This window comes from Gilliamella sp. BG7 (genome assembly GCF_046635565.1).
Classification (GTDB): Bacteria; Pseudomonadota; Gammaproteobacteria; order Enterobacterales; family Orbaceae; genus Gilliamella; species Gilliamella apicola_P.
Map to the genome: position 1 here is coordinate 19,423 of NZ_JBIDFB010000007.1, position 21,537 is coordinate 40,959.

A 21,537-nucleotide genomic window follows, 5' to 3' on the forward strand; every position below is an offset into this window, starting at 1 on the left:
TTTAACTGTTATATGTATATATATATAAACATAACTTTGTAGGATACCAAATAGAGATAAATCCTGCACAAGATTTAATCTGTTAAATTTTATTTATAAAAGATTATTTTTCTGTTTTTGGGCATACTCTGACTTTTGCTGTATTTTTGTCTAATTTAAATTCAAAGATATCAATGGCTTTTATTAAATTTATTAGCTTAGCATGACCATAATCTTTAACATTAAAATCAGGTTTGGTATCTTTAATATGGGTACCAATTAGTCCTAGTGTTGCCCAACCAAGATTATCTTTTCTTTTTTCAATAGCTTTTTTAATAAGATTAATTAATTCCGTTTTTTGTTTTAATTTATTGGAATTGGTATTTTGGGGAGCAGGAAAGTGTTTTTCTTTAGAAATAATTCTAACTTTTGCTGTAGAAACATCTGATCTGAGTTCAAATATATCATCAAGTGCTTTTATTAAACCTGATAATTTGGCGTAGCCATAACTTCTAGAGTCAAAATCAGATTTAATATTATTCATATACTGACCAACTTCCCCTAGCTGTGACCACCCTTGTTCATCCTCTTTCTCTTTTATGGCTTTTTTAATAAAATTAATTAATTTTTCATCTTTCTTTAATTCATCAGCAGTTTTACGCCCAGATATCGCTACTGTTGCGTTTTTTTCAATTTTTGTTAGGTTATCAAGATAAATAAATTTATCACATGCTTTTATTAATGATTCGGGGGTTTTATCAGTACCAAAACCATAAACGGCGATACCATTTTCTCTTATTCGAGAAGCAAGACGAGTAAAATCACTATCACTAGAGATAATACAAAAGATATTAAAATGATTGCTATATAATAAATCCATGGCATCAATTACCATAGCCATATCCGTAGCATTTTTACCTTTTGTATAAGCAAATTGTTGAACGGGTGTAATTGCGTGAGCTAATAATTGTTCTCTCCAATTATTTAATTGAGGTGAACTCCAATCACCATATAGCGTTTGACACTAATTACTCCATATTTAGCAATTTCATCAAGTAGTAGTGATATGAAACTATAAGATATGTTGTCCGCATCAATAAGAACAGCCAATTTTTGGTTCAATTTACTCATTTCAGTTATTTCCCCCTACAAAATTTATGCATATATTCTAGTTATTGTTATGGATGTAATTGTAGTACATATAGCTTTTATTCTAAGCTAATCGTTTTTTATTTAAACAAAAAAGCCTTGATAACTCAAGGCTTTTATTTGGATTAAAAATTAACTTTAGGTTTTATAAAAATCCATAAACCAAAATGATGATTACCGCAACAGGAACAATATAACGAGTTAATACCGTCCAAACACTAAACCAAAAATCACTTAGATTTAATTCTTCACGGATACGTTTTTGGTTCATCATCCAAGCACCAAATATCACAGTGCCTAAACCTGTAACAGGTAACATTATTTTACTAGTTAAGTAATCAAGCAAATCAAATATATTTTTACCAAATAGTTTCACTTCAGCCCATTCATTAAATGATAAAATACATGCGATACCTAATGCCCAAATAATTAAACTACTTAAAATTGTTGCTGATTTTCTACCCAATGGTGTTTTTTCTTCTAACAATTCAACTGTTGGTTCAAGTAATGAAATAGAAGAAGTTAATGCAGCAAAAGTAAGGAAAATAAAGAATAAAACACCTAAAACAGTGCCGCCAGCCATATTACCAAAAGCAATCGGTAAGGTGACAAAAATAAGTCCTGGTCCTTCACCAGGTTGTAAACCGTTAGCAAATACCAGTGGGAAAATCGCCATACCAGATAGCATCGCTACAATTACATCTAAAATAACTACAGTACGTGCAGTTGATAGTAAGTTCACATCTGAACCCAGATAAGAACCATATGCCATCATAATACCCATACCTAAAGATAGACTAAAGAATGCATGTCCCAATGCCGCCAATACTGCTGTACCGTTAATTGCAGACCAATTAGGGGTGAACAAGAATTTAAAAGCATCATAAAAAGATGGACCGCTAACATAAGCAGCATAACCAACTAAAACAAGTAATAATACACCTAGCCCAGGCATCATCAATTTACAACCGCGTTCTAAACCAGCACCAACACCAAGAGCAACAATAAATGCTGTAGCAAACATAAATATGGTGTGCCAAGTTAGTAGACTGTTAACCTCGCCAAGGAAATGGGTAAAAAGTTGACCAGTAGCTTCGCCATTAGCACCTTCGAAAGAACCTTGAGTAGCCAAAACAATGTAATCGGTCGCCCAACCCCCAATAACACTATAAAATGATAGAATTAAAAAAGAACCTATTACGCCAATAATACCGACCCAGCGCCAAGATCTTGAACGGCCTTCTGAAACAGCGACATCTTCCATTGTATGAATTGGATTTTTTTGCCCGCGACGACCAATTAACCATTCTAAAACTAAAATTGGCAAGCCAATAATAAACATAAATATTAAATAGGTAAGCACAAATGCAGAGCCCCCCATTTCACCTGCCATATAGGGGAATTTCCAAATGTTGCCTAATCCAACAGCAGAGCCAGCTGCGGCAAGCATAAATCCCATGCGCGAACTCCACTGTGAGTGACTTTTTTTCATAGTACCCGTACTCATTAATATTGTTTCCTTTATTCTCAAAATAGTTTAATTAGCGTTGTGAAAAAAGTATGTCTTTTATAAGTGAATTTTTCAATCATGCCATGAAAGACTTCTATAAACAAGATATTATGCAAGTTATTAGTTATATCTGTATAAAAATTTAGCGAGTAGTGATGGGAATGTATAATATTTATTTTTAAGGTGATTATAGTAATTACTATACCATATTAAACATCTTCAAAACAGTTAAAAAGTTAAAATCTGCAATAAAAAATAATAAAAGCGCCATACCTAAAGGAATGTCAATTATATTTGTTAAACAATAATGATATGTTTTGAACTAAATAAACATATTTAAGAACGATTCCTTCTCACAGCTTCATTAATAGGCGCAATCATATTTTGTAGGATAAATTATATAATAAACAATAGTGTTTAATCTGCTATTATTTTAAATAAACAAGATTAATTAGGCTGATTTATTGATAATCACAAGCACATAGCATATAGTTAATTTTTAGATTTTATTGATATTAAAGAGCTACTATGTCGCAAAACATCGACCAAAACGAAATCAACAAATTTTCACAACTTGCTGCCGATTGGTGGAACCCAAATGGTAAATGTAAACCGTTACACATCATCAATCCATTGCGTATGGATTATATAAAACAAAAATGCGGATCACTAACCGACAAACTGGTGCTTGATGTCGGTTGTGGAGGTGGAATATTGTCTGAAAGTCTAGCAAAATTAGGCGCTAAAGTTACAGCTATTGATCTTGCCGAGCAATCGCTAACCGTTGCCAAATTACATGCCTCGCAAAATGATCTATCGATCGATTATCAAAAACAAACAGTTGAAGATCATGCCCAACAACACCCTGCCAAGTATGATGTCATTACTTGTATGGAATTATTAGAACATGTACCTGAGCCGTTTTCAATCATACAAGCATGCGCCAAATTACTTAAACCAAAAGGTAAACTATTTTTATCAACTATTAACCGAAATCATAAAGCCAAATTATTATTGATTTATGGTGCAGAATATATTGCTCATTTGGTACCTAAAGGTACACACGATTTTAATCGATTTATCCGCCCATCAGAGCTAATGGCACTTGTTGAGCAAGCAAAATTAGAGGTAGAGGATATTATTGGTATGGAATATCTTTTATTTAAAAATCAATTCAAATTAAGTTCAAATGTGGATATAAATTATATATTAATGGCACGAAAATCAGATTTGCTTTAAAAATGTGATCAAATTCTCATTTTAGATATTTTTTCCTGTATTTTTTTTAAAATTCTCTATAATTTCGCGTGTTACCGATAACACGGGCCATTTTATTTTAAAGGATTTATTTATGCCGTTATTAATAATTGCTATTGGCGTAGCACTGCTACTTATTTTAATGTTACCGCTTCGAGTCAATGGTTTTATTGCTCTAATTCTAGTTGCATTAAGTGTTGGTGTAATGGAAGGTATGCCTGTTATGGATGTGGTGAAATCCATAAAAAATGGAGTAGGTGGTACACTTGGTAGTTTAGCTTTAATTATGGGCTTTGGGGCAATGTTAGGAAAACTATTGGCCGATTGTGGTGGGGCTCAACGTATAGCAACAACACTAATTGAAACATTTGGTGACAAGAAAATCCAATGGGCGGTTACACTTACTGGTTTTATTGTTGGTTTTGCACTTTTCTATGAAGTTGGCTTTGTTCTTTTATTACCATTAGTATTAACTATTGCCGCAACGTTACGTATATCGCCACTATATATTGGTATTCCTATGGCTGCGGCTTTATCTGTGACGCATGGCTTTTTACCTCCACATCCTGGCCCTACAGCTATTGCAGAAATTTTTAAAGCAGATATGGGGCGTACCTTATTCTATGGTACTATCATCGGTATCCCAACGGTAATTTTAGCAGGCCCAGTATTAGCAGGATTACCATTTATTCGCGTAATTAATCATCCAATTGAAGAAGGTTTATATAATTCTAAAAAATTTACTGATGAGCAAATGCCAAGTTTTACCGTCAGTGTTTTTACTGCTTTAATTCCAGTTATTTTAATGTCAGTTCGTGCGGTTTGCGATATGACTTTAGATAAAGGACATGCAGTGCTACCTTATATAGAATTTCTAGGCGATCCAGTCATTGCAACTTTGATTTCTGTATTAGTTGCGGTATTTACATTTGGGCTTTTACGTGGACGCTCCATGGCAGAAGTTAATGCTACTTTAGTTGATTCAATCAAGATTATTGCCATGATGTTATTAATTATTGGTGGTGGCGGAGCATTTAAACAAGTGCTTGTTGATAGTGGTGTAAAAGTTTACATTGAACAAATGATGCATTCATCGAATATTTCACCTATTTTAATGGCTTGGTTAATTGCTGCATTACTTCGATTAGCGCTTGGTTCTGCCACCGTTGCCGCGTTGACAGCTGGTGGCATTGTGTTCCCTCTAATTGCTTCAACAGGGGTAAGTCCTGAATTAATGGTTATTGCAACAGGTGCCGGAAGTGTTGTATTTTCGCACGTAAATGATCCTGGATTTTGGTTATTTAAAGAATATTTCAATTTAAGCATTTCTGAAACCATGAAATCTTGGTCACTATTAGAAACCATAATTTCCGTATGTGGGTTAGTAGGATGCTTAGCTATTAATATGTTTATTTAATAAAACATCAAGAGTATATTTTTTCCTCATCAGTTTTATTTAATTGGTGAGGGGGAGCAATATATTTTCATTTATATTTAGTTTCTTTGTATTTTCATGTTTATTTATTTTTTTATTTCAATATAGAATAAAATTCTCCTAGCCTTTTAAGTTAAAAGTAAGTAGAATACCTCGGCAATATTTTATCAACAATTTAACTCAATGGTGAATATTGTCATGTCCCGTATAGTGAAAGAAGCTCTCACGTTTGACGACGTGTTATTAGTTCCAGCACACTCAACTGTATTACCTAACACGGCTGATATCAGTACTCAACTAACTCAAACCATCAAGCTCAATATTCCAATGCTTTCTGCCGCAATGGATACTGTAACTGAATCAGATTTAGCTATTGCACTAGCTCAAGAAGGTGGTATTGGTTTTATTCATAAAAATATGTCAATTGGAAATCAAGCCAATCATGTAAAACGTGTTAAAAAACATGAAAGTGGCATAGTGCAAGATCCTGTATCAGTCTTACCAACTGCGACTATACAACAAGTTATCGAACTAGCTAAAGAATATGGCTTTGCTGGTTTTCCGGTTGTGACTGAAACTCAAGAACTAGTTGGCATTATCACTGCACGCGATGTACGATTTGCAACGGATCTCTCTTTACCTGTTACTGCTGTGATGACACCAAAAGAACGCTTAGTTACTGTAAATGAAGGTGAACAACGTGAAATCGTTCTTCAAAAAATGCACGAATACAGGATTGAAAAAGTCCTTGTTGTTGATGGTCGATTCCACCTAAAGGGTATGATCACGGTCAAAGATTATAACAAAGCCGAACAAAAACCCAATGCATGTAAAGACGAGCAAGGTCGTTTGCTTGTTGGAGCCGCCGTTGGTGCAGCGGCAGGTAATGAAGAACGCATTGCAGCATTAGTAGAAGCTGGTGTAGATGTATTATTGATTGACTCATCACACGGCCATTCAGAAGGTGTGCTTGAACGTATTCGCCAAGCAAGAAATTCCTATCCAAATTTACAAATTATTGGCGGTAATGTCGCCACAGCTGAAGGTGCTAAAGCCTTAATTGACGCAGGTGTTAGTGCTGTTAAAGTAGGTATTGGACCTGGTTCAATTTGCACTACACGTATTGTAACTGGTGTTGGCGTACCGCAAATTAGCGCCATAATGGATGCTGTCGAAATTGCACAAAAATACAATATTCCAGTTATTGCTGATGGTGGAATTCGATATTCAGGTGATATTGCTAAAGCTATTGCAGCAGGTGCATCTTGTGTGATGGTTGGATCAATGTTTGCAGGTACTGAAGAAGCGCCAGGTGAGATAGAACTATTCCAAGGCAGAGCATATAAATCATATCGCGGAATGGGTTCGCTTGGCGCGATGACAAAAGGATCTTCTGACCGTTACTTCCAAACTGACAATGCTGCAGATAAACTTGTGCCAGAAGGTATAGAAGGACGTATTGCTTATAAAGGTCCTTTGAAAGAAATTGTTCATCAGCAAATGGGTGGATTAAGATCTTGCATGGGATTAACTGGTTGTGCAACAATTGATGAATTAAAAACTAAATCCAAATTCTATCGCATTACTGGTGCTGGAATGAAAGAAAGCCATGTGCATGATGTACTTATCACCAAAGAGTCACCTAATTACAGAGCTGGAGCATAAAAAGAGAGAGGAGGAATTTTCCTCTTTCTTGAATTTAATTGAAATATTTATTTTTTTATTTTTATTTAAATCAAATTGTTATGATTCAGTTTGATTTTATGATGGTTTGTTTTGAGGTGCCTTATCCTAGCGCTTACAATATGTCGACAACGGGAGTTGATTAGTGCATCAAACATGGATGACACGAGTAACAGAGGAAGGCAACTGAAGGTTATATTCTATAGCTAATGTGTGAGTAAGTTATAGAGGGAAATGAACTCGCTAAATCAGGTTTTGTCACTACTGTTATTCATTTCATCAAGAGATCATGATGTTTGAAACCTAAAGACTCTATAATGATTTGACCTTATTTGTAAAGTTAAATAAGAAACAATACGTTAAATGATGATTTTTATAATCTAAAAAGGTTAATATAATTATTAATCTTATGTCAGAATGTGTTGACAAGGAAGAACGTTAGCCCACGAAACATAAGCATTTCTGGAGGGCTTTATTTATCAGGGAAAATGTCACCTAAAAAGTATCAAAGCTTTTCAGCAAAAGTCTAGTTGAAAACTTTTATAGCAACCGCTTAATAATTCTATCCACTTTTATGCGGCTAATTCGTTTTATTAATTTATGAACTTGGCTCGGATAAAATTGGCTCGCTTGGATTTGTTGAAAATGTGTGACCAATGTGGTTTTTTGACGAATAGTGTCAAGTTCTTGGTTAAATTTATGGCTTAATTCTTGCTTTGGATCATGTATTAATATGCCATTTTCCAGATCAAGTCGCCAAGCGCGTGGATTTAGGTTGTTACCTGTTATAAGTACCCAATTATTGTCCACCCAGATACCTTTAAGATGATAGGTTTGCCCTCCATCCTTCCACAGGCGTATGATGAGTTGCTCTTTGTCAATAAAAGATTGTAGGCGCTCAATAAAGCTTCTTAAATTGATTTCGTATAAGTAGGGTAATCCACCTGATATGTTAAAAGGTTGGTCTGGTGGAATATAAAAGTCGTTGGCTTCTTTATCACCAATAATCAGTTCAACTTGGCGACCTTTACGAAGCAAGCGAATGATATCGCGCACTAAAATGCTTGGCAAATTAAAGTAAGGCGTGCAAAAGGTGATTTTTCGTTCGGTTACGTTGATTAGGTTATGGATGATTTTATTTAATGTGTTATTGCGACCAAGCCCCATTATTGGTGCAACCGATAATGTTTGGTTGTCGGTATTGGCATTATATTGATAATTGGCATCCATTAAATGTTGGCGTAACACCTTTATTTCAGATTTGATTTGTTTTCTAGTTTTATGAGTGCCAATATTAAGTAGTTGCAACGCTTGGTATGGTAAAAAGTGATCGTGAATAAACTGCACCATGCTGTCGGCTAATAACGGATTGGTAATAAAGTGATAACGGTCGTAACGATATTTATCACGTTTGTGTAGGTAGACATTATTAATGCTAGCCCCACTGTAAATGACAGTATTATCAATAATAAAACCTTTTAGATGCAGCACGCCTAATACTTCACGGCGATTAACTGGTACACCATATATGGGAATGTCAATATCAGGATATTGCTGTTTTAGTTGGTAATAATAATTAGCATTGGTATGGGCTTTGTCCTCACCAATTCTTCCACGCTGTGCACGGTGCCAATCAACAAATATTTTAATATCTAAATCAGGATGTTGCTGTTTGATTTGGTACAGTTCGTTAAGAATTTCTTGACCTGCTTCATCTTGCTCTAGATAGAGTGTAACTATATAGATTCGGTGCTGGGCTTTTTTGATATTTTCAATTAAAGCCAGTCGATATGCTTTGGGGTTATAGCAGATATGATATTGCTCGGCATCTTGCTGAATTTTATCTAATTCGTCAAGGTGTTTTTGGTGATTGTATTTTATAAATGGTATTCGCATGATTTATTTGTCATTATAACTGTTAAGTTACATTAAAAAATTGTTTTCAAATGTAAGATAAGTTAAGCCAGTAAAATAACACTCCTTTTAATTTGTATGCATTGTAGCTGAGTTGCTTTAAGTCGAGTAATGTCTTTAGCAACTTTTTTATGCTCTTATGCTTCCTACTCAGTGATAATAAATTGTTTATGATTGTTCATCAACCCATGTTTGAATTATTTTGTAAGTTAAAGCTAGTACGACTGGACCAATAAATAATCCCATTATACCAAAGCCAAGCAAACCGCCAATCACACCAAATAATATAAGTAAAAATGGTAAATTGGCACCTTTTTTTATTAAGTAAGCCCGCATTACGCTATCTAAGGTGGTTAAGATAATTGCCACAACAATTAATACGATACCAGCAATGGTGTTACCTGCCCAAAATTGCCAGAAGATGCATCCCAGCATTACAACCACGGGACCAATTTGTGCAACACAGCAAATAAATAAGATTAGTGTTAGTACTCCCGGTAAAGGCATGTCCGTTAATATAAAACTTAACCCACCAATTAAGGCTAAGGTGATTGCGGTAACCACAACACCAAGTGCTACAGCTCGAATGGATTGCCCTGCTAATGTGACGGTGATTTGGCCATATTGTTTTGATAATCTGTTAGCTAGTAGGTAAATGTATTTGGTGATACTTTCGCCATTTAAAAAGAGTAATAGACTAAAAATAATCATTACACCTGCATGAAAGATGAATATACCAATATTGGTAGCTTGCTCAAGTAGCCAACCTATCATGGTACCAATATAAGGTTGTATGCTTGAAACTAAATCAGAACCATCAGTTTGTATTAAATTTAACCATTTTTGATGTAGTTCAAGACCAAAGGCCGGTACTCTTTCAAGCCAATCAAGTGTTGGTAGTTTTTGATGAGATAGTGTTTTTGCCCATTCAATAAGATGATGACCATTTTGTGCTACCGAGCTAATAATTAATATGAAAGGTATAATGCAAACAAAGGCCAATATTAGTGCCATTACCAGTAGTGATAGCCAGCGTTTGTTAAACAGTTTTTGTTGGATTTTTATCATTAATGGCCAAGTAGCAATCACCACCATAACAGCCCAGAAAAATCCAAATAAAAAAACTTCAACAACACGATAGGTAATAATGATTAGTAAACCAATAATTAACAGGTTTAAAATCAATTTGAGTAAATCGGTAGTGTTTTTTTCTGCTGGCATTTTTACACCATATTTATTAATCTAGTTAGCGTTATTATACGCATTATCGCTGAAAATTAATATGATGGTGTTTATGATTAATTAGTTAATGGAGATTAAAAATGAAAAAATTATTGTTATTAACATTATTAGGTGTAGCATTAACAGCATGTGCAAATTCACCAAAAAAGCAACCTGTTGTACAAAATATCAATGATATAGCACCATTCCCAGCTGCTCAAGTCGGCTTTACGCGTTATGCTATTCATTTACCAACTATTGCAGATGAAAATAATGCGAAAGTTGAGGTGATCATTGGTAAAGAAATGAATGTTGACTGTAATTTGCAAAATATAGGTGGTTTTGTTAAACAAGAAGAGCTCAAAGGTTGGGGATACTCTTATTACGTAGTTGAAAAAACTATTGGTAATATTTCAACATTAATGGCTTGTCCTGAAGGTACTAATAAAAATCAATTTGTGACAATCAACCATAATTTAGGTTTGTTTAGCTATAACAGCCAATTACCTTTAGTCTTTTATGTCCCGAACGATTTGCAAGTTAAATATCGTGTGTGGCAACCAAATGCTAAAATTATGCAAGCAAGTGCTGAATAATTTTGTTATTTGATTGTTAATTGGCTGTTCTTTATTTTCTGAGTGGTTAAAATACAACCACTCAATCTTTAAACTTTCAATATTTGATTTTTTAAGTGGACATCTTTAAAAAAAAAGGTATTTTATCCCTCGTAATGCAAGGTTAGCTCTACTAGTTCATTTGTTTTATTAATGACTCGTGATTGCCTGATTATCTCGGTTTCGCTAGACGGTTGTTATTTTGATAATTTTGGTTATTGTTAACAATGTCGATAGTAAAATTTGGGGGTCCGTTGTGTCTTTGCAATGGGCTTGTGTCTAACATGTAATATCCCTACAACTAGAGGAGAAGTGGTGAGCATGTTTACTCAACGTAAAAAAATTCTTTCAATCGTGGCTGGTGTTTCACTAGCGTTATCTCAATCTGCTATTGCTAAAGATCGTGTCGTACACTTTTACAATTGGGCAGGGCAAATTGGTTCTAATACGATTTCGGATTTTGAAAAATCGACTGGTATTAAACTGGTTTATGATGTTTATGATTCTAACGAAGCTCTTGAAGGTAAATTAATGGCGGGTCATTCTGGCTTTGATGTGGTTTCGCCTTCAGATAGCTTTTTAGCTAGACAAATCAAATCTGATATCTATCTTCCATTAGATAAAAGTAAATTGCCTAATTGGAAAAACTTAGATCCTAATCTAATGAAATTAATGGCAACGCATGATCCTGATAATAAATATGCTATCCCTTATGTGTGGATGACAACAGGTATCGGTTATAACATTGATAAAGTTAAAGAGCGTTTAGGTGATAATGCACCAGTTGATAGCTGGGATTTAGTGTTTAAACCAGAAAATATGGAAAAACTAAAAGATTGTGGTGTGGCATTTTTAGATGCGCCTACCGAAATTTTTGCTAGTGCTCTTCAATATTTAGGTAAAGATCCAAATAGTACAGATGCCAAGGATTATACTGGTGCTGCCTATGAGTTGTTAGAAAAAGTTCGTCCAAATATTCGTTACTTTCACTCTTCACAATATATTACCGATCTAGCTAATGGTGATATTTGTGTGATTTTGGGTTGGTCTGGCGATATTTTACAATCACGAGATAGAGCTAACGAAGCTAATAACGGTGTGCATATTGGTTATCAAATACCAAAAGAAGGCGCCTTAGTCTTTTTTGATACCTTTGCTATTCCAAAAGATTCAGCAAATCCAGATGAAGCTCATGAGTTTTTAAACTTTGTTATGAAACCAGAAATTGCAGCGCAAGTTACTAACGATGTTAACTTTGCTAGCGCTAATCAGGTTGCTAATGAAAATTTTGTAAAACCAGAAGTGAAAAATGATCCAGCAGTTTATCCAAAACCAGAAGTGATGAAAAATTTATTCACTTTAAAAGTTAAAGATCCAAAACTTGAGCGTGTAATTACCCGCACATGGACTAAGCTCAAAACTGGTAGATAAGCGATATTTTGTATATCGAGTCTTAACTAATAATCCAAGACGGAGAGGCTATGAGTCTTTCCGTCTCGTTTTTTTGGCTTGTTGTTATGAGGAAAAAAGAGTGAACGATAAAACAACAAATCAGGTACAGCCTAAAAAAAAGATGATAACTCCTTTATTGGAGATCAAAAATTTAACAAAAGTTTTTAATGATGATTATTATGCCGTTGATGATGTAAATTTGACTATATATAAAGGTGAAATCTTTGCATTATTAGGTGCATCTGGAAGTGGTAAATCAACACTATTGCGTATGCTTGCTGGTTTTGAGCAACCGACTTCGGGGCAAATCATTTTAGATGGAAAAGATTTATCACAGGTTCCACCTTATAATCGTCCTATTAATATGATGTTCCAATCGTATGCTTTATTTCCTCACATGACGGTTGAACAAAATATTGCCTTTGGCTTAAAACAAGATAAATTAAGCAATAGCGAAATTAAACATCGTGTTGAAGAGATGTTAGCGCTTGTACATATGGAGCAATTTGGTAAACGTAAACCACACCAATTATCAGGTGGTCAGCGCCAACGTGTGGCTTTAGCAAGAAGCTTAGCTAAACGACCAAAATTATTGTTACTTGATGAACCAATGGGTGCACTTGATAAACAACTTCGAGATCGAATGCAACTTGAAGTGGTGAGCATTTTAGAACAAGTGGGGGCAACTTGCGTTATGGTTACCCATGATCAAGAAGAAGCTATGACTATGGCTGGTCGTATTGCCATTATGAATAAAGGTCAATTTGTGCAAATTGGTGAGCCAGAAGAAATTTATGAACATCCAAATAGCCGTTATAGCGCTGAGTTTATTGGTTCGGTTAATATCTTTGACGGTATCTTGCAAGAAACGTTAGAAGATGGTTTGATTTTGAGTTGTCCTACTATTAAACATCCATTTAAAGTGGATTATGATTCGCCAGCGGTGGAAGGCGTGCCGATTAAAGTTGCTCTGCGCCCAGAAAAAATTCAATTATGTGAACAATTACCTAAAGATGGATATAACTGCGCTACAGGTGAAGTTGTCGAAATCGCTTATCTTGGGGATTTATCGATTTATCATGTCAAATTGCCAAGTGGACAAGTTATTATTGCACAATTGCAAAATGAGCATCGTTATCGTAAAGGAATGCCAACTTGGGGTGATATAGTTAACTTAAGTTGGGAAGTTGACAGTTGTGTTGTGCTTACTGAATAAACAAAAAGAGGATATCATAATGCGATCCATTGTAGTAGGATTGTTGTTAAATGCATTTGTGTTGCTCAATGTTTATTGGCGTTTTGTAACAACAGGTGCATTTGACAATTTATTTTTAGATGCGCTATTTACCTCAATGACATTGAGCTTTTTATTGTCATGCTTTGGTTGTTTTTTAGCGCATTATAGACCCTCTAAATTTGCTTATCGGCTTATTATTGCTGGCAGTATTTTATTTATTCCAGCAGGGTTAGTTGTAATTTTTTGTACATATAAAAAATTGCGTCAACAACGAGATGATTCGGATTTAATGACTCTTTATGGACGGTTAACGGTAATTGCGATCCCTTATTTATGGATGCTATTACTATTTTTGTTACCATTTTTAATCGTATTTAGGATCAGTTTTTCTGAAATTGCTTTAGCTGTACCACCTTATACTGATTTGTTAAGTTATGACGATGGTTTGCTTAATATTACGTTAAATTTTGGCAATTATTTAAATCTAATTAGCGATACGATTTATATTGATTCGTATTTGCAATCACTTAAGATTGCTGCGATTTCAACCGTGCTTTGTGTTTTAATTGGTTACCCGTTGGCTTGGGCTATTTCTCAATGCAAACAGTCAACCCGTAATATTTTATTGTTGTTAATCATTTTACCTTCATGGACATCGTTTTTAATTCGTGTTTATGCGTGGATTGGTATTTTGAATCCTAATGGTTTATTAAATCATTTTTTAATGTGGTTAGGGGTTATTGATCAGCCTTTGATTATTATGAAAACCTACTTTGCTGTATATATTGGTATCGTTTATTCTTATTTACCATTTGTGGTATTGCCAATTTATACGTCGTTAAGTAAGGTCGATTCAACGTTAATCGAAGCAGCATTAGACTTAGGTTGTAAACCGATAAAGACATTTTTTAAGATCATTGTACCTTTAACCAAAAATGGGGTGATTGCTGGGGGGATGTTAGTGTTTATTCCTGCTGTAGGTGAGTATGTGATCCCTGAATTATTAGGCCCTTCAGAAGGGATTATGATTGGTACACAGCTTTGGACTGAGTTCTTTAATAATCATGACTGGCCAGCTGCTTCGGCTGTAGCTAGTGTGATGTTGATGATATTGATTGTGCCTATTTATTATTTCAATAAATTCCAAAATCGACAAATGGGAGGTAAATAGATGAACGATTTGCCCGTTATTATGCGATCGGCTTTGATTGTTTTTATCTCGTCATTGCTTGGTGCGATTTTATTGAGTATTTTGATTTCATCATCGGGATTATCGCTTTTGGGTGAATGGAGCTTTTACTATGGCTGTTTTGTTTTTAGTTTCATTATTACAGTTTTAGTTACCATTGCGTTGTTATTCCGGTGTTTGAAAGGACTTATCTTTTTGGTGGTATTTTCGTTTTTATATGTCCCAATGATTATTTTGATTGTTTATTCGTTTAATAGTTCCCGTTTGGTGACAGTTTGGGCGGATTTTTCGGCCAAATGGTATTTTGAGTTAATTAATAATGAAACATTACTTAAAGCTGTTGGGCTAAGTTTATCTATTGCTGCAGGTGCTGCAACTTTTGCTGTTGTGCTTGGTACATTAGCGGCTTATGCTATCATTCGTTTTAGAGGATTCCGAGGCTCTAATTTATTTTCGTTTATGACTACAGCACCGCTGGTTATGCCAGATGTTATTACTGGTTTGGCTTTGCTGTTGTTATTTGTGGGAATGGGACAGGTACTTGGTTGGCCAAAAGACCGTGGTGCTATAACTATTTGGATGGCTCATGCTACATTTTGTACCGCTTATGTGAGTGTGGTAATTAGTGCTAGGTTGCGTGAATTAGATAAGTCAATTGAAGAAGCCGCATTAGATCTTGGTGCAAACCCTTTAAAGGTATTTTTTATTATTACATTACCAATGATCGCACCAGCGTTAGTGTCAGGTTGGCTTTTAGCATTTACATTGTCACTTGATGATGTGGTTATTGCTAATTTTGTGACTGGACCAGGTGCTATGACGTTACCTAAATTGATATTTTCAAAAGTACGTTTAGGGGTTGATCCTCAGGTTAATGCTTTAGCAACAATTATATTGCTAATTGTTGGTATTATTGGCTTTATTTCGTGGCTATGGATGCGTAAAGCCGAACGGCGTCGCATAAGTGAAACTCGTAGGCATTAATTAAACTCTGCTCTTTCTATTATTGCCGCTGTTTGCGGCAATATTTCGTTTTAAAACTCCGTGTTTTTTTTATCATTTTGTATTATAGTGTGATTCGTCAATTTTTTGGCAAAATTCTCAGGGCGGGGTGTAAGTCCCCACCGGTGGTATAGCCCACGAGCGCTTAATTTATTTTGTTAACTGTAGTAGTTATTTTATTGCTCGGTTAGATTTTGATAGATTGGGGACAAGCAGATTTGGTGAAATTCCAAAGCCGACAGTAAAAGTCTGGATAAAAGAGAGTTGCTTATCTTTCCAATATTTGCTGAAAGGCAAAGTCATGCTGGTCAAGCACTGCCCTGATTCTGGTATTTTATTTATACTTAATTAATTAGATAGCAAATAGCCATTTAAATTTAATTAGATAAATAATGAAATAAATGAGTTAATAAAAATATAGGTATTTACCATGAATCAGTTTAATTTAAATGAATTTGGAACGCCCATTGAACGTGTTAAAAAAGCAATTGCCTCTATTAAAGCCGGTCAAGGTGTACTAGTTTTAGATGATGAAGATCGCGAAAATGAAGGTGATATTATTTGGGCTGCCGAGTCCATTACCAGTGAACAAATGGCTCTAACCATTCGTTATGGCAGTGGTATTGTTTGTTTATGTTTGCCTAAAAAACGCTGTGATGAATTAAATTTGCCTATGATGGTAGAAAATAATACTAGTAAAAATAATACAGCGTTTACCATCTCAATTGAAGCTGCAAATGGAGTTACAACAGGCGTATCAGCTGCCGATCGCGTTACAACTATTAAGGCTGTTGTGAATGATAACGCCAAACCAAGTGATCTTAATCATCCAGGACATGTGTTCCCTTTAGTTGCTAAAGAGGGGGGCGTATTAGTTCGCCGGGGTCATACTGAAGCATCTATTGATTTAGTAACATTAGCGGGTTTAAAGCCTGCTGCAATATTGTGTGAGTTAACCAATGACGATGGCACTATGGCAAGAGCGTCAGAGGTTGTTAAATTTGCTAAACAGCATCATATGCCCGTTGTGACTATTGAAGATATTGTTGAATATCGTAACCATTTGGCATTGAAATGAAAATTCTAATTTTGAGAAAGTCATATGCTTAACAGTGTTATATAAATTAATGAAAAATTAATTGTTTTTGTTGACGTCTTCATTCGCCGAAGATAAGCTATCGGCGAATGAAAGGGGAGGGAGGATAGGAATAAACCCTTCTCTTATAGTGTTATCCCTTTTCCTAATAAAAGTATTTTTTAGGATGGAGCATAATGCTAAATTTACCTCTTAAGCAGGTAAAAACAAATTCTACTAACTCTTTTTTAACTTATAGATAAAAAACATGAAAAAATAAAATTGCCACTATAGAATTATTTGATTTTTCTTGCAATTTATATTTGTTTATTATATATTCGTTCAAATAATAAAAATGTAATAATGTTTTATAAGCATTAGACGTTTTGGTTTAATAGTTAAGGTCATATAACAATTGATATCTTTTGGCGGCAAATTCTATTTGCGAACCATCTTCAATTTTGCTGTTACTTTATAAGTAATTGAGCATAATCAAGCATTATACTTAAAATACATTGTTGCAAAAAATTGGTTACGAAATAAAGTAATATAAACGAGGGAGCCATATGTTTAGCGTAAACAAAGAGTGGGCATTTGTAGTGTTAACCTGCTTTTTTGAAATATGTTGGATATTAGGATTTAGCATTGCAACCGAGCTTTGGCAGTGGGTTATTATTGTATCGCTCATTATTGTTGATTTTACATTTTTAACTAATGCTTGTAAAAAAATACCAACAGGCACGGTTTATGCCATATTTTCTGGTGTTGGTGCCGTTGGTGCAACGGTGATTGATATACTACTTTTCAATAAAGAGATTAAGTTAATTCAACTCTTTTTTGTGGCTATAATTATTATTGGTGTTGTACAACTAAAACGTGCCGACAGTTAATATTATAAAAAGGACAATTTTATCATGGGATGGCTGTTGGTATTAATAGCATCGGTTTTTGAAGTACTTGGCGCGATAGGTCTAAAATTATATGCTCAGCAAAGAAGTCTGTTTAGATTAGTTTTGTATTGGGGAGGTTTTTTTGTTTCTTTTATACTTTTTTATTTTTCGCTCCATTATCTTGAATTGAGTATTGTATACCCTGTTTGGGTTGGTCTTGGAACATCAGGTGCAGTGTTAGCTAATATGTTGTTATTCAGTGAACCTAAAAACTTTCCCCGCTTATTTGGACTAGCAATTATCATCATTGGAGTTGTAGGTTTACATGCTACTCTATAATCAGCTGTGATTATATGATTACATATAAAAAAACCGGAGATCAACTCCGGTAACGCAAAGCGTAAATTAGGATATGAATGAATAAAAAAATAATATTAAATTAAATTTCATCAGCATGTTGCTTTAAGAAACTTGCAACACCATTTGGATTTGCTTGCATGCCTTTTTTACCTTTTGTCCATTGAGCAGGACAAACTTCACCATGTTCTTCATGGAATTGGTACGCATCAACAATACGAATCATTTCGTCAATGTTACGGCCAATTGGTAAATCGTTAATTGTTTCGTGGCGTACAATACCTTGTTTATCGATAAAAAATGAAGCGCGTAGCGCAACACCAGCTTCAGGATGTTCAATACCATATGCTTGCATAATTGAGTGTTTAATATCGGCAACAATTGGAAATTTAACTTCACCAATACCACCTTTATTTTGTGGGGTATTGCGCCATGCATTATGTACATATTCAGAATCCATTGAAATACCGATTACTTCAACACCACGTTTTTTGAATTCTTCTAGGCGATGATCAAATGCAATGATTTCAGATGGGCAAACAAAAGTAAAGTCCATTGGCCAAAAGAATACAACGGCATATTTACCATTAATATATTGAGATAAATTAAAATTGTTTGTAATTTCACCGGTGCCTAAAACAGCTGCTGATGTAAAATCTGGGGCTTTGCGGGTGACTAGTGTCATAGTGTTTCTCCTTTATAATTAACTGCAACTCATGTTGCAGAGCATTATAGCAATTAAAATCCATTGTCAAAGTTGTTATAAACGATTAGTATCATAATTTTAAGCTATTAATTGTCGGTTATTGTTTGGTGTTATTTATTGATCTTGGGTTTACCTTTATTTTTTGTGACACGATGTCGCTGTTTTAGCTTTTTCTTTTTTACTAGTTCATGCTTTTTATTTACACTTTTTTGTTTTGCTTTTTGTGAAGGCTTCCTCTTAGTTACTGGTTTTGGTACTTTAGTTTTAGGGCGTAATTCATCAATCGTTCTCAATTTAATTGGTTCTTTAATATAGCGCTCAATTTTTTGTAGTAATTCGTTATCATGAGCCTCGACCAACATAATAGCCGTCCCTTTTTTACCTGCACGGGCGGTGCGCCCAATTCTATGTAAATAGACATCAGCTGTTTTTGGCGCATCAAAATTAATAACATGAGTAATATTATCAATATCAATACCTCGTGCAGCAACATCAGTTGCAACAAGCACATTTACAGTGTTAGTACTAATTCTTTTTATTGCTTCGTTTCGTTTGGCTTGTACCATCTCACCTTCTAAATAACAACTATGGATACCAGCTTGATGCAGTAGGCTAACTAATTCATGCACACGTTCACGTTTACGAACAAATACAATTGTTTTTTTTAATTCTTCTTGCTTTAATAAGTGAATAAGAAGTGCCACCTTATGAGTTAAGTCATCGGCACGATAATAAAATTGCAGGATTTTTTTACGTTCTTTGCGTGAAGGCTCGGCATTGATTTCGATTGGATCATTCAAAATGCGGCTAGCAAAGTTATGCAGTCCTTCACCTTCCAGTGTAGCTGAAAATAATAAGGTTTGTTTACGCCAACGGGTTTCGGCTGATATAGTTTCGACATCTTGGGAAAAACCCATGTCTAACATACGATCGGCTTCGTCTAAAATAAGCATTTCAACCGCTCGGCAGTCGAAGTTTTCTTCTTTTATATACTGTAATAATCGGCCTGTTGTAGCAATAACGATATCTTGGTTTTTGCTAAACACTTCAGCGTGATTCATATAAGCAACGCCACCAGTAATAGTTGCAATGCTTAAATTTGTTGATTCGGTTAATAATTTGGCTTGTTCAGCAATTTGCATGGCTAATTCACGAGTTGGAGTTAAAATTAAAATTCGTGGTGGGCCAGATTTTCGACGTGGAAAATCCAGTAAATGTTGAACGGTCGGGATTAAAAAAGCTAGCGTTTTGCCTGTGCCTGTTGGTGCAGAACCTAAAATATCTTTGCCATCTAAAGCAACAGGGATCGTTTGTGCTTGGATTAAGGTTGGAGTGTTTATATTTTTTGTTTGAAGATTATGAATTAAAATATCATCTAATTCTAAATCAGAAAAAGTGTGTGCTGTCATAGTGTTCTTTTTATCTAAAATTATAGGTTATATTATAACGTTAATCATTATAACTACAATCAATAAAAGTGTAATGGAGTATTATTCGATCTTTATAGAGTGTATAATTGTAGTGATGTTTTTATCGTTTAAAACCTAGTTTTATGTCTAAAAATAGATGTTTTATCTAGGGAAAACTTATCATCTTTGGCTGTTTGTGATATGATATGCGGTCATAAAGATAATATACATAATGACTATTTATACTACTGAGGCTAAATTAGCTTAATTAATGTTTAACTATTTTGTGATTTAACACGGGTTGACTCAAATTTCCATATTAAATAATAGTCCTTTAATAACTATCAGATAATGAATATGACCGAATGTTTCTCGAATGATAATTATAATCAACAGTTGAAAAAAAAAGTAGATAATTTAAAAGCATTATTATCAAACTTTTCCCTTCCTGAATTATCGGTATATTGTTCGCCTATTAGCCATTATCGTATGCGTGCTGAGTTTAGAATCTGGCATGATGGTGAAGATCTTTATCATATTATGTATGATAAAAAAAATAAAAAGCGAATACGAATTGATGAATTTCCTATTGCAACTAAGCTAATTAATCAAGCTATGCAAACTATTTTACCGTTGTTACAACATAATCTGTTATTGCGTCATCTTTTGTTTCAAATTGATTATTTTTCGACTTTAAGTGGTCAGCTATTAATTACGCTTTTGTATCATAAGAAGTTAAGTGATGAATGGATTATAGAAGCCAAAAAATTAAAAACGCAATTAGCTAAGCAAGGCATAATCGCTAATATTATAGGACGAGCAAGTAAGCAAAAAATAGCAATTGATGTTGATTATGTTGATGAAGTTTTGCCTGTAATGGATAAGACATTTATATATCGCCAGATTGAAAATAGTTTTACTCAACCAAATGCAGCAGTAAATATTAAAATGCTACAGTGGGCTATATCGGTCACTAAAAATTCGGCGGGTGATTTACTTGAATTTTATTGTGGTAATGGTAACTTTTCGATCGCATTAGCACAAAACTTTCGCAAAGTATTGGCAACCGAAATATCCAAGGCATCGGTTTATTCAGCTCAGCATAATATTTTAGTTAATCAAATTGATAATCTTAATATTGTACGGTTGTCCGCTGAAGAATTTACTAGTGCAATTAAAAAAGAACGTGAGTTTAATCGTTTGAAAGGAATTAATTTGGATGATTATCAGTGTGATACGGTACTTGTAGATCCGCCACGAGGGGGAGTGGATTTAAATACTATTAATATAGTAAAAAATTATAAAAAAATTATTTATATTTCGTGTAACCCTAATACATTGCGTGACAATTTACAGTTGTTGACAAAGACGCATTCAATTCAACATTTTGCTATGTTTGATCAATTTCCTTATACAGATCATGTCGAGACGGGGATTGTGTTGTGTAAAAAGTAAAAG

Annotated in this window: 17 protein-coding genes, 2 pseudogenes and 1 riboswitch; of the genes and pseudogenes, 12 read left to right on the plus strand and 7 right to left on the minus strand. The window is 34.4% G+C overall.

Annotated features, from left to right (window positions below; genetic code table 11):
- Nucleotides 1–103: 103 nt before the first annotated feature.
- The 3 genes and pseudogenes from ACGH49_RS05970 to ACGH49_RS05980 all read right to left on the minus strand — a co-directional run bounded on the left by ACGH49_RS05970 (nt 104) and on the right by ACGH49_RS05980 (nt 2,635).
- The gene (locus ACGH49_RS05970; protein ID WP_411588687.1) at nt 104–400 is read right to left on the minus strand and encodes an OST-HTH/LOTUS domain-containing protein; all 297 of its coding nucleotides are present in this window, start codon (nt 398–400) and stop codon (nt 104–106) included.
- Nucleotides 380–1,110 (minus strand): annotated as a pseudogene (locus tag ACGH49_RS05975) (NYN domain-containing protein); the annotation flags it as partial. The gene ACGH49_RS05970 and the pseudogene ACGH49_RS05975, both read right to left, overlap by 21 nt.
- A 163-nt stretch (nt 1,111–1,273) precedes the next feature.
- Nucleotides 1,274–2,635: a sodium-dependent transporter gene (locus ACGH49_RS05980; RefSeq protein ID WP_411588611.1), complete on the minus strand. Its 1,362-nt coding sequence runs from the start codon at nt 2,633–2,635 to the stop codon at nt 1,274–1,276.
- Nucleotides 2,636–3,166: 531 nt separating this feature from the next.
- On the opposite strand from ACGH49_RS05980, the gene ubiG reads away from it, so the two are divergent.
- From ubiG to guaB, 3 genes are all read left to right on the plus strand, one after another.
- Nucleotides 3,167–3,877, plus strand: a complete 711-nt coding sequence (gene ubiG / locus ACGH49_RS05985; RefSeq protein WP_065608337.1) for a bifunctional 2-polyprenyl-6-hydroxyphenol methylase/3-demethylubiquinol 3-O-methyltransferase UbiG — start codon at nt 3,167–3,169, stop codon at nt 3,875–3,877.
- Between the two features lie 112 nt (nt 3,878–3,989).
- Nucleotides 3,990–5,312 (plus strand): gluconate transporter, encoded by a 1,323-nt coding sequence (gene gntT / locus ACGH49_RS05990; protein ID WP_411588612.1) that lies wholly within the window; start codon nt 3,990–3,992, stop codon nt 5,310–5,312.
- Nucleotides 5,313–5,528: 216 nt separating this feature from the next.
- A complete protein-coding gene (gene guaB, locus ACGH49_RS05995) occupies nt 5,529–6,995 on the plus strand; it encodes an IMP dehydrogenase (protein WP_065608333.1) in 1,467 nt (488 codons plus the stop codon).
- 558 nt (nt 6,996–7,553) lie between these two features.
- On the opposite strand, the gene pssA is transcribed toward guaB, so the two are convergent.
- Together pssA and ydiK are read right to left on the minus strand one after the other, a co-directional pair.
- A complete protein-coding gene (gene pssA, locus ACGH49_RS06000) occupies nt 7,554–8,909 on the minus strand; it encodes a CDP-diacylglycerol--serine O-phosphatidyltransferase (protein ID WP_065608331.1) in 1,356 nt (451 codons plus the stop codon).
- A gap of 186 nt (nt 8,910–9,095) precedes the next feature.
- Nucleotides 9,096–10,148, minus strand: coding sequence for an AI-2E family transporter YdiK (ydiK, locus tag ACGH49_RS06005; protein ID WP_411588613.1), 1,053 nt, complete (start codon nt 10,146–10,148; stop codon nt 9,096–9,098).
- A 101-nt stretch (nt 10,149–10,249) separates the two neighbouring features.
- Between ydiK and eco the strand changes: the two genes are divergently transcribed.
- The 8 genes and pseudogenes from eco (at nt 10,250) to ACGH49_RS06045 (ending at nt 17,946) form a co-directional block, all read left to right on the plus strand.
- The gene (eco, locus tag ACGH49_RS06010; protein WP_065608327.1) at nt 10,250–10,744 is read left to right on the plus strand and encodes a serine protease inhibitor ecotin; all 495 of its coding nucleotides are present in this window, start codon (nt 10,250–10,252) and stop codon (nt 10,742–10,744) included.
- A gap of 339 nt (nt 10,745–11,083) precedes the next feature.
- Nucleotides 11,084–12,193 carry an extracellular solute-binding protein gene (locus ACGH49_RS06015; RefSeq protein ID WP_411588688.1) on the plus strand — a complete coding sequence of 370 codons (1,110 nt, stop codon included), beginning with the start codon at nt 11,084–11,086 and terminating at the stop codon, nt 12,191–12,193.
- Nucleotides 12,194–12,293: 100 nt separating this feature from the next.
- Entirely contained in the window at nt 12,294–13,430 is a 1,137-nt protein-coding gene (gene potG, locus ACGH49_RS06020; protein ID WP_411588615.1) for a putrescine ABC transporter ATP-binding subunit PotG, read from the plus strand.
- A gap of 322 nt (nt 13,431–13,752) precedes the next feature.
- Nucleotides 13,753–14,622: pseudogene (locus ACGH49_RS06025) on the plus strand (ABC transporter permease subunit); the annotation flags it as partial.
- A 243-nt stretch (nt 14,623–14,865) separates the two neighbouring features.
- Nucleotides 14,866–15,624 carry an ABC transporter permease subunit gene (locus tag ACGH49_RS06030; RefSeq protein WP_411588689.1) on the plus strand — a complete coding sequence of 253 codons (759 nt, stop codon included), beginning with the start codon at nt 14,866–14,868 and terminating at the stop codon, nt 15,622–15,624.
- Nucleotides 15,625–15,733: 109 nt separating this feature from the next.
- Nucleotides 15,734–15,911: riboswitch (FMN riboswitch) on the plus strand.
- A gap of 161 nt (nt 15,912–16,072) precedes the next feature.
- Nucleotides 16,073–16,720: a 3,4-dihydroxy-2-butanone-4-phosphate synthase gene (gene ribB, locus ACGH49_RS06035; RefSeq protein ID WP_065608323.1), complete on the plus strand. Its 648-nt coding sequence runs from the start codon at nt 16,073–16,075 to the stop codon at nt 16,718–16,720.
- Nucleotides 16,721–17,283: 563 nt separating this feature from the next.
- Nucleotides 17,284–17,607, plus strand: a complete 324-nt coding sequence (locus ACGH49_RS06040; RefSeq protein ID WP_411588617.1) for a DMT family transporter — start codon at nt 17,284–17,286, stop codon at nt 17,605–17,607.
- 24 nt (nt 17,608–17,631) lie between these two features.
- Nucleotides 17,632–17,946: a DMT family transporter gene (locus tag ACGH49_RS06045; protein WP_065608319.1), complete on the plus strand. Its 315-nt coding sequence runs from the start codon at nt 17,632–17,634 to the stop codon at nt 17,944–17,946.
- A 100-nt stretch (nt 17,947–18,046) separates the two neighbouring features.
- Here the strand turns inward: ACGH49_RS06045 and ACGH49_RS06050 are convergent, their stop codons facing one another.
- Together ACGH49_RS06050 and srmB are read right to left on the minus strand one after the other, a co-directional pair.
- Nucleotides 18,047–18,649 carry a peroxiredoxin C gene (locus ACGH49_RS06050; RefSeq protein ID WP_411588618.1) on the minus strand — a complete coding sequence of 201 codons (603 nt, stop codon included), beginning with the start codon at nt 18,647–18,649 and terminating at the stop codon, nt 18,047–18,049.
- 131 nt (nt 18,650–18,780) lie between these two features.
- Nucleotides 18,781–20,079, minus strand: coding sequence for an ATP-dependent RNA helicase SrmB (gene srmB / locus ACGH49_RS06055; RefSeq protein ID WP_411588620.1), 1,299 nt, complete (start codon nt 20,077–20,079; stop codon nt 18,781–18,783).
- Nucleotides 20,080–20,436: 357 nt separating this feature from the next.
- Between srmB and trmA the strand changes: the two genes are divergently transcribed.
- A complete protein-coding gene (gene trmA, locus ACGH49_RS06060; protein ID WP_411588621.1) occupies nt 20,437–21,534 on the plus strand; it encodes a tRNA (uridine(54)-C5)-methyltransferase TrmA in 1,098 nt (365 codons plus the stop codon).
- Nucleotides 21,535–21,537 lie beyond the last annotated feature (3 nt).